Annotated in this window: 7 protein-coding genes; 1 reads left to right on the forward strand and 6 read right to left on the reverse strand. The window is 67.5% G+C overall.

Annotated elements, in window-relative coordinates; all coding sequences use genetic code 11:
• Positions 1–1,043, reverse strand: a 1,043-nt coding sequence (locus tag WB508_RS08880) for an AGE family epimerase/isomerase (RefSeq protein WP_423844525.1), incomplete at its 3' end; no start/stop codon positions are given.
• A 60-nt stretch (positions 1,044–1,103) separates the two neighbouring features.
• Here WB508_RS08880 and WB508_RS08885 point away from each other — a divergent pair.
• On the forward strand, positions 1,104–1,841 hold the full coding sequence (locus WB508_RS08885; RefSeq protein WP_423844526.1) for a matrixin family metalloprotease: 738 nt from the start codon (positions 1,104–1,106) through the stop codon (positions 1,839–1,841).
• Positions 1,842–1,859: 18 nt separating this feature from the next.
• Here WB508_RS08885 and WB508_RS08890 read toward each other — a convergent pair whose 3' ends face one another.
• From WB508_RS08890 to WB508_RS08910, 5 genes are all read right to left on the reverse strand, one after another.
• The gene (locus WB508_RS08890) at positions 1,860–3,671 is read right to left on the reverse strand and encodes a CocE/NonD family hydrolase (RefSeq protein ID WP_423844527.1); all 1,812 of its coding nucleotides are present in this window, start codon (positions 3,669–3,671) and stop codon (positions 1,860–1,862) included.
• A gap of 88 nt (positions 3,672–3,759) precedes the next feature.
• Entirely contained in the window at positions 3,760–4,143 is a 384-nt protein-coding gene (locus tag WB508_RS08895; protein WP_423844528.1) for a YchJ family protein, read from the reverse strand.
• Entirely contained in the window at positions 4,140–5,459 is a 1,320-nt protein-coding gene (locus tag WB508_RS08900) for a flavin monoamine oxidase family protein (RefSeq protein WP_423844529.1), read from the reverse strand. Before WB508_RS08900 ends, WB508_RS08895 begins: the two co-directional genes overlap by 4 nt.
• A gap of 5 nt (positions 5,460–5,464) precedes the next feature.
• The gene (locus WB508_RS08905; RefSeq protein ID WP_423844530.1) at positions 5,465–8,566 is read right to left on the reverse strand and encodes a heterodisulfide reductase-related iron-sulfur binding cluster; all 3,102 of its coding nucleotides are present in this window, start codon (positions 8,564–8,566) and stop codon (positions 5,465–5,467) included.
• 95 nt (positions 8,567–8,661) lie between these two features.
• On the reverse strand, positions 8,662–9,858 hold the full coding sequence (locus WB508_RS08910) for an MFS transporter (RefSeq protein WP_423844531.1): 1,197 nt from the start codon (positions 9,856–9,858) through the stop codon (positions 8,662–8,664).
• Positions 9,859–10,024 lie beyond the last annotated feature (166 nt).

Below are 10,024 nucleotides of genomic sequence, written 5' to 3' on the forward strand. Positions count from 1 at the left end.
TGCTCGGCGATCTCGGACCACCAACGCTCGACGAGCCCGGCGTAGACAGCGCCACCCGTGGCGGCAGCCAACACCTCGGCCGACTGCACCGCCTCGGCCATCACCCAGTGGAATCGCTCGCGCACGACGGGTCCGCCCTCCCAGTCGGTCGTGTAGGGGAGCAACGGCATGTCGTCGTCGACCGCATCGGCGGTGGCCCGAGCGAACAGGTGCTCGGCGGCATCAAGACGCCAGGAACCGGTGTCGTCCAGAGCGGCATCGAGCTGGACCATCAGCCGAGCCCACTCGAAGGCATGGCCCGGCGTCGCGCCGAATGGTCGAAAGGGGTCGTTTGGCCGGTCTCCGTTGAGGTCGAGCACCGGGTTCCAGTCCGAGTCGAAGTGCTCGGGGATGCGCCAGCCCTGCTCACGGGCCGTGGTTCCGATGATCCGCTCGCAGATGGCCTCGGCTCGTTCCCGCCAGATGGTTTCGCCGGTGACATCTGCCGTGAACAGGTAGGCCTCCACGGTGTGCATGTTGGAGTTGGCGCCCCGGTAGTCGTCGACGGACGACCAGTCGCGCGACCGCTCCTCGACGCACCGCCCGGCCTTGGCGTCCCAGAAGCGTGCGGCGTGCACCTCCTGGGCCTCGGCGAGCAGGTCGGGCGCTCGGAGAATTCCTGCGGACGTGGCCGTCGCCCCTGTGAGCAGCACGAAGGCGTGTCCGTAGCACCGCTTGCCGTCGTCGGCGATGGTGCCGTCGGGCTGGATCGCGTCGAACCAGCCGCCGTGCTCGTCGTCGTGCAGCACCGTGCGCAGTGCCGTGACTCCGTGCGCCGCGAGGTCGGCGGCGCCCGGGGTGTCCAGAAGTGCCGCGATGGAGAACACATATGTCATGCGGGCGTTGATCCACAGCGTGAGACCGCGGCTCGGGTCGTCGTGACCTGTGTCGTCGAGCCAGCCGAAACCGACGTCTCGCCGAGCACGGCTAGCGACCTTGAACAGCTGTCGCCGCCGGTCATGCCGCCATGCCGCTGATCCGGGCGTCGCATCGAGCGCAGGCACGCCTTCAAACTAGCGAGTCCGTCCGGCCGGTCAGTTGGCACGGTGCCCGACAATGGCTCCATGTCCTCGCTGGGTCGACGCGCCAAGCTCTCGATCGCGGCCATCGTGCTGCTGATGGTGGGTCTCTCGGCGGCACCGGCGATCGAGGCGCGGATCGAGGGGGTCACGGGTCGGCCGGTGGATGCGCGTTCCCAACCGCTCTCTGCGCCGCCGGTCGTCACGGTCTCCGGGCCTCACGAATTCGTGAGCACCGTGAAGGGTCGTCCCGTCCGATACGACCCGTGTGCGCCCATTCACGTGGTGGTCAATGAGCGAACCGCCGTCGAGGGTGCGGACCGCATGCTGTCCGAGGCCCTCGACTCGGTGGCGGCTGCCACGGGACTGACCTTCGTGAACGACGGATACACCGACGATGCTCCGTCGCCTCGGCGCGGAAGCTCGCCGGGATCGCGGGGCCCCGTGCTGGTCGCATGGAGCGATCCCGAGGAGTCCGATGCGCTCGAGGGTGCCGTGGCGGGCGTCGCCGGAAGTGTGTCCACCCGGGGCAGCCAGTGGTTCGACACTGGTGCGGTGACGTTGGACGGGCCTCAGCTGGGGCGGTTGGTGCGGCAACGGTCCGGGTATGCAGCAGCGCGGGCCGTCGTGCTGCACGAGCTGGGTCACCTCGTCGGTCTCGATCACGTCGACGCCGAGGGTGAGCTGATGCAGCCCGAGGCCCAGCCAGACGTCACGGACTGGGGTCCTGGCGATCGCGCAGGTCTCGCCGCGCTCGGCGGTGGAGCCTGCCGCGACTACTGAGTCATGCTCACCCGGTCGTCACAGGGTCGGCAGGGTCAGCTTCTGGTTGAGGCTCCCCAGCTCGATCGTCACCGGCGTCGGGGTCAGGCCGCCGCGGTAGTTGGTCGATCCGCCGGCCACGATCAGCTTGATCTGGTGGCCCGTGGCGAAGCGGTGAGCGAACGCCGGCATCGTGACCTTGAACGGCTGCGAAGCATCTGGCACACGTACCGGGGCGACCAGATTGCGGATGATCTTGATCGATCCATCAGGTGCGACGTCGGCGATCTTGACGAACAGCACCAGCTTCCCGGGATCGGCGAGCTGGGTGATCGCGGCCGTGGGTGCCGAGACCTTCAGGTCCAGGACAGGCTGGCCGACCACGTCGATGGGCTTGCTCAACGTCGGGGTGCTCCACTCGGCGAAGGTGCCGGGTGCATCCTTCTCCGGCAGCGACGCGGGATTGCCCACGACGTCGAACCGGTCGGAGGACGTGGGAGCGCCTGCCGGGGGGGTGGTGAACTGGACCGATCCGGGCGTCACGGGACCTGCATCCGGGGTCAGGGCGCCGTTCCCGGAGAGCGTGAACGTGTCCTTGGTGCCGACCGGGAACGACGTCGACTCCGCGTACGCAGGCTTGGCGTTGCCGGTGTACGCCACCCAGTTGCGGAAGTAGGTGAACTCCGGTCCGGTGCTCGCCGTGGTCGACTTCATCAGATAGTGGTCGAACCAGTCCGACACGCGCTTGGCCAGATGCTGGGTCGTGGTGTTCAGGTTGGAGAAGTCGATCTCACCGGGTGCGTTCGGGCCGGAGTGTCCGCCGTTGAACCACACCATCTTGACGGGGGTCTTCTGCTTCTTGAGGCCCTGGTACGCCGCGATGCCCTCGTTGAGGTTGAACAGCGTGTCGGACTGACCCTGCATGATCAGGGTTGGAATGGTGACCTTCTTCATGTAGCTGCTGAGCGAGGCGTGGCGCAGGGCGGCGGTCGTTGCTGCATCAGCGGTTCCGGTCGCTCCGGAGTACGCCAACGACGGGCACACGAATGTCGCGAAGTTGGGGCAACCGATCACGCGCGTCGGGTCGGTCGGAGCGTTCTGCACGCCGTTGAGCAAGCCGAGGCCGGAGAATCCCAGCGCCCAGGTGGACTTCGACGCACCGGGAGTCGAGGTGGACACGCCGGTGGTCTGCGAGGTGTTGTTGGGCACCAACGAGTACGAGAGATCGGTCCAGGTGATCAGCGGGATGATGGTGTCGATCCGCTTGTCGACCGACGCTGCCGCGTACTGCACCTGGCCGCCGTAGGAGCCGCCGATCATGCCCACGCGAGGGTCGTGTGCCGTCTTTCGCCCGGCGTTGTCCTTGCGATCACGGGTCACCACGGTCAGGGGCGGTGCCGGCTGGGTGTGCGCATCGTCCAGGAACGCGATTCCGTTGCTTCCACCCAGGTAGGAGACCAGCTGGCTGGCCGCCTTGCCGTCGAAGTCGGGGTCGTCGAGCGTGATCTTGCAGTCTGACCCGCCAAAGCCCAGGCCCGAGTAGCTCAGCACGGCGTAGCCGCGCTCGGAGAAAGCTCGGCCGACGCCAGCCTGGTCGTTCTTGGAGCCGCCGAAGCCATTGGTGGTCAGGATCGCCGGCACGGTCTTCTTGGTGGTTGCGGACTTCGGGAGGTACAGGTCGCCCACGATGTCGCACTCGGTGTCGTCGTTCGGTCCAACGGCCACCTTGAAGTGCAGCGGGGTCACGGTGAACGACTCGTCAGCGAACGCGCTGGTCGCGGTCAAACCAGCCAGCCCGGTGGCGGCCAGGGCCGAGGCGGCGACAGTGGATGCAAGACGACGAACGCGCATGGTGCTCCTGATGTATGGGGCGGCGATCGCCCTACCCAGAAGTAACAACGCCGTTACGTGGCTCAGGTCACGCGAGATTTGATCCTGATCAGCGATGACCGTCGAGATAGAACCAGTTTCGGTCCTCGCGGACGAACCTGCTGACCTCGTGCTGGGTGCCGCTGCCACGGGGCCCCTTGCGGAACGCCTCGAACTCAACCGTGCCGGTGGTGTCGAACGGTGTGCCGGCGTCGGTGGCCAGCACATCGAGTCGGTACCACCTGACGCTCTGGTCCAGCTCGAGCTGGACTGGGCGCGTGCTGTGGTGCCACGTTCTGAGCAGATAGGCGGTGTCGCTGAGGGCGAAAGCGCTGTACCTCGACCGCATCAGCTGCTCGGCGGTCGACGCCCGCGCCTCGCCAGAGTGCAGTAAACCGCAGCAGGCGTCGTACGTCAGCCCCGTCAGGCAGGGACACCGCGGGCTCTGGGTCACCAGGCTCCGCTGATCGGCACCGGCTGCCGCAGGACGTTCTCGGCCGCGCGGTGTCCGGAGCGGAACGCCGCGGTCACCGTCGCCGGGTCGTCGGTCCAGGTCGTCTCACCCGCCAGATGCAGCACACCACCGACAGGCCTGGCGAGCAGATCGTGATCGTCGGGCGAGGATCCGACCGCCATGTAGGCGTACGAACCGAGGCTGAACGGGTCGTCCTGCCAGCGGGTGACCAGCGTCTGGACGGGTTCCTCGACCCGCTGACCGTAGATACCCCGCAGGGCGTCGAGCACCGACGCGACGATCTGCTCATCGGTCCACCCCCGCGTCGCCTCGGCGCTGGGTCCGGCAGCAAAGGTGAGCAACGTGGGCACCCCGTGCACACGGGTGAGGTCGTACCAGGAGTGCCACCACAGGCCAGCCGGCCCCTGCTGGCGAATGGCGTAGACGTCCTCGTCCCAGAAGGCGCTCGAGAAGCTGAGGAAGATCTTCTCGAATGCGTTCATCCGCAATCCGGCGAGCGCCTGCGCGTGCGTCGCCGGAAGGGGTGGGTCGAAGCCCAGCTCACCGGATTTCAGCACTCCGACCGGAACGGTCACGACAGCTTGATCGGCGTGGAATTCACCATGGTCCGTGACGATCTCGACTCCGCCAGTGTTCCATCGCACCTGCCGCACGACGTGGCTGAGACGGATGTCGAGGCCGTGGGCCAGGTGGGTGGGCAGTGCGTCAAAGCCTTCCGGGAAGACGACCTCGTCACCGTCGACGGAGTCGTCGTCGAGACCATGGGCGTCGAGCAGGTCGGCAATGACCCCGTACTGCTCCTCGGACCGATGGCGCAGGAACTCGCGCACTCGCTCGGCCCGGTCATCGGACCAGCCCAGGGTGCCGAGCGTTTCCTCGATCGCCTCGCCGAAAGAGGTGCCCGGGCGTGATCGCTCCACCGTGCTGGCAAGTGCGACGTCGGCCGTCCGGATGTCTGTGCTGAACGTGGCCGCTGCGTCGGCGTCGAGCCGCATCCCGTCAGCGTCGTAGTACGCGATCGGCCGGCCGTCCGGCTGGTAGCTCCCCATTGTGAACTCGACAGCGGGCATGCAGAACGCCCGCACGGCGTCGGCAAGCGGGTTCTCGCTGATGCCGTGGATCCACGAGGCGCCGCGGTCGATCGCGCGGCCGGACTCGCGATCTGTCCAGACCCGCCCGCCGACCCGATCACGGGCCTCGAGAACGACCACCCGCTGCCCTGCGATCGCCAGCAGCCGAGCTGCGGTCAAGCCTGAGACGCCACCACCCACCACGATCGTGTCGAAGCGGGTCACGGTGATCAGACCTTGGAGTCGTCCGGTGACGTGTCGTCGTCCGGCACGATGTCGGTGGCCGTGTCGCTCAGGTCTCCGCCGCTCGGGTTCGCGTCGCTCAGTGCGGCAATGTCCTCCGCCGGCTCCACGGTGGGCGCGTCCTCGACCGCCACGATCTTCGCCGTGGCTCCGGCAGCACCGGCCTCCTCCTCGCGCGCATCCTGCTCGACGGGCTCGGACTCGTCCGGGACGTCGGTGACCTCTTCGGCTGGTGCGCCGTCGGGATCCTTGGTCGCCGGAACCTCCGGCTGGTCATCGAACTCCTCAGGCACCGACTCGGTCTCGGGGTCGTCGGTGTCGCCGGGCTCGGGTCCGCTGGAGGGTTCGGCGGCATCGGTGGCCACCGGACCGACATTGGCCCAGGCAGCCTCCTCCTTGTCGCTGGCATCACGATCGTCGACGTCGCCCTCGGCTGACGCCTCAGCCGTGGCTTCCACGGCGTCCTCATCGGCGCCTGCCTCGACCCGCTCAGGCTCGGACTCGTCGGGGACGTCGGTGACCTCGTCATCGGCCGATGCGGCATCGGTGGCCACCGGACCGACATTGGCCCAGGCAGCCTCTTCCTTGTCGCTGGCGTCGCGATCGTCGGCTGGCTCCTCGGTGTCCTCTGGGGTTGCCTCCGGCTCGGTGTTTGTGGTCGCCTCCGGCTCGGTCGTCACCGGATCCGCTGCACCTTTGGCGTCCACCTCGACGTCGTGCGCGGCCGCGGCCTCGGCGTCGTCCGGTGTGTCGCCGGAGGTCTCCTCACCCTCGGTGTGGGCCTCGGCGGCTTCGCCGACATCTTCGGTCGCAGAGATCGAGTCGGGGTCTGCCTTGTCCTCGGCATCTGGCTCCGCCTCGGTCGCCTTCGCCGTCGCAGCACCGGCAAGGGCAGCGTCCGTGGTCGCCGTGTCGTCCTGAGCTGGAGCATCCGTGCGCTTGATCGAGGCCAGCAGCATCTGGGCCACGTCGAGCACCTCGACCTCCTCGCGGGCCTCGCCCTCGCTCTGCTTGAGGGCCAGACCGTCCGACAGCATGACGCGGCAGAACGGACAGCCGACCGCGATCTGGTCGGCGCCGGTCGCGATCGCCTCCTCGGTCCGGTTGACGTTGATGCGTGAACCGAGGTTCTCCTCCATCCACATGCGCGCCCCGCCGGCGCCGCAGCAGAACGAGGTCTCGGAGTTGCGCGGCATCTCGGTGAATTCTGCTCCGGGGATGACCTGCAGCAGCTCGCGAGGGGGCTCGTAGACCTGGTTGTGACGGCCCAGGAAGCACGGGTCGTGGTAGGTGATCTTCTTGCTGGCGGCACCCTCGGCCGGAGCCACAGGCTTGAGCTTGCCCTCGCGCACCAAGCGGTTCAGCAGCTGCGTGTGGTGCACGACCTCGAGCTCGACGCCGAACTCGGCGTACTCGTTCTTGAGCGTGTTGAAGCAGTGGGCGCAGGTGGACACGACCTTCTTGACCTTGGTCTCCTTGAAGACCTCGGCGTTCTCCATCGCCAGCTGCATGAAGACGATCTCATTGCCAGCCCGTCGGGCGGGGTCGCCGGTGCAGGTCTCCCCATCGCCCAGCACGGCGAAGGAGACGCCTGCGGTGTCCAGGAGCTCGGCTACCGCCTGGGTGGTCTTCTTGGCGCGATCCTCGAACGCGCCCGCGCAGCCGACCCAGAACAGCCAGTCGACCTCGTCGAGCGACTCGACGTCGACACCGACCTGCTTGACCTCGAAGTCCAGGTCCTTGGCCCAGTCCATGCGGGTCTTGGGGTCCATGCCCCACGGGTTTCCCTTGCGCTCGAGTCCTTTGAAGATGTTGTTCAGCTCGGACGGGAAGTTCGACTCGACCAGCACCTGGAACCGGCGCATGTCTTCGATGTGGTCGACGTGCTCGATGTCGACGGGGCACTGCTGCACGCAGGCGCCACAGTTCGTGCACGACCACAGGACCTCGGGATCGATCACGCCGTAGGCGGCCTCGTCACCGATCAGCGGACGCTCCAGCTCCTTGACCTGCTCCTCGGTGCGTTGATCCTCGGGGATCTCCAGCAGTGCCGCCTTCTCGTAGGCGTGATCGCGCAGACCCATCACCAGCAGCTTGGGCGACAGGGGCTTCTCGGTGTTCCACGCGGGGCACTGGCTCTGGCAGCGGCCGCACTCGGTGCAGGTGGAAAAATCGAGGATGCCCTTCCAGGTGAAGTCCTCGACCTTGCCGACCCCAAGCTTCTCGAAGTCCTCTTCCTCAAGGTCCTCCATCGACTCCACGGTCAGCGGTTTGCCGTCGATGTGGATCGGCAGGAGCCCGCCCAGAGCGGTGCCGCCGTCGCTGCGGCGCTTGAACCAGATGTTCGGCCACGCGATGAAGCGGTGCCAGGCGATGCCCATGGTCAGGTTGCGGGAGATGACCGCCAGCCACACCATCGCGAGCACGATCTTGAACAGGGCGACGAAGTAGATGATGTTCGTCAGGCCTTCCTCGCCGGCCGAGCCGTACAGGGCGTCGCCGAGGTACGAGGAGATAGGGAAGTGACTGCGGCCGCCGTTCTCGCCGCCGGTCGCCTCGATGAACCGGTACTCGGCGCCGCGGACGAACAGGATTGCCGCTCCCTCGAGCATCGCCATGGCCTCGACGAAGTAGGCCTGCCAGAACGTGGATCCAAAGAAGCGGCTGTCACGACCAAGGCGTCGTGGGTGATTGCGTTGGCGCACGGCGATCAGGTAGACGATGCCTATCGTGCTGAGCAGGCCGAGGGCCTCCGCGGTCCACTCGTATGGGTAGAAGTGGCCAATCAGCGGCCACACGAACTCGGCATCGAAGAGCTGGAAGTACGCCTGCAGCACGGCGGTGCTGAGGATGATGAACGCCAGGTAGACGAACCAGTGCATGAGGCCGACCCAGCGACGCTGGAACATCCGGGTGTGCCCGAACGTCTCGATGAACATGTTGACGGTGCGTCGGGCCGGGTTGTCGCGGCGACCCACGATGGGCTGGCCCATCCGCATGACCTTGACCATGGTGCGCACCGCCACGACGAGCAGCGGCAGTGCCACGACGGTGACGAGGAGGGAAAGGACAATCGCGACGACCTGCATGGAGGCCTCTTTTCCGGTGCAGACGGACCCTGACAGTAGGCCTGACACTAATCGTTCGGGACGACGCAGGAGCGGTTAGGGGACCCAAACCGGCATCAGTTTCGCGGGTGCGTGGTCTCGCCGCGCACCGGGACGAGTCCGATCGCTGCCAGCGGGAACACCGCGACCGCGGCGAAGGCCCAGCCATACCCGGCTTCAGTCACGACGGCGCCGACGGCGGGTGGGACCGCTGCGGAGGTCAGGAATTGACCGGTGTTCTGGGTGCCGAGCGCCCGGCCGGACCAGAATGGCCCGCTGATCTCGGCCACCGAGGTGAAGGCCAGTCCGTTGTCGGCCACCGTCACGACGGTGGCCACGACCATCAAGGTCACCGCCAGCACGGTGCCCTCCAGAACGCCGAGCGCCAGCATGGTGGCGGCGGCGGCCACGGCGACGAGCCGCATCGGCCCAAGTCGACTGCCGACGTGGTCTGACCACGCGCCCGCAGCAATGCGACCGGCCGACCCCAGCACCTGGGTGCCGCCCACCAGCGCGCTGGCCGAGAACGTCGACCACCCGCGCTCGTCGATCAGCCACACGAGCATGTAGGTCCAGACCGTGAACTGCGGGATCACCAGCAGCATCGAGGCGACATGGATACGCCACAGGCGGTCGTCGTTGCGATATGGGTTCGCCAGGTGCACGACCGACTCCGCCGCCGCGCGATCGGGGCGCGGCGGATCAACGACCAGCCACCACACCAGGGCCGCCGAGGTCCCGCAGAGAACGGCGACGGCGACGAAGGCCGGGGCCAGGCCGCGACCCTCGACCAGATTCGGGATCAGCAGGGCCGCGAGGCCGACGCCGATGGGCTGGGCGGTCTGCCGGATGCCCATGGCGAAGCCGCGTCGTGCCGGCGGGAACCATCCGATGACGACGCGACCACTGGCTGAGCTGGTGCTGCCACCGGCGGCGCCGCCGAGGAACAGGAACACGGCCAGCACCGGGATCGAGTTGGTCGATGCGGCGGCTGCTGCAGCCATCGTCACCAGCGCCTGCCCGAGCGTCATGGAGGTGCGCTCGCCGATCCGGTCGACGACCAGACCCCACGCGATCAGCGTGAACATCATGCCGACCAGCGGCGCGGAGGACACCAGTCCCGCCTCGAACAGGCTCAGCCCGCGCTGGAGGTGCAGGTAGGGAATGAGGAACGGACCCGCACTGACGAAGACCGTGCCAGCCACCTGCGCCCACATTGACACCGCGAGCATGACCCACCGATCGGGTGTGCGGGTCGGGTGCGCCGACGTCACAGCCGCTTCTTCATCCCGACGTGGGCTAGATCCTCTGGCCCAGCATCCCGGACCTCGAGACTCATGCCGGTAGGCAGCCCAGGTGGGCCAGGGCCTCGCGCACGAGCGCCCCCCGGCCGCCTTCCATCTCGTCGAGGATCTCCGGACGCATCAGCTCCGACGGGGT

Origin of the sequence: Aeromicrobium sp. (genome assembly GCF_049586495.1) — a bacterium.
GTDB lineage: Bacteria > Actinomycetota > Actinomycetes > Propionibacteriales > Nocardioidaceae > Aeromicrobium.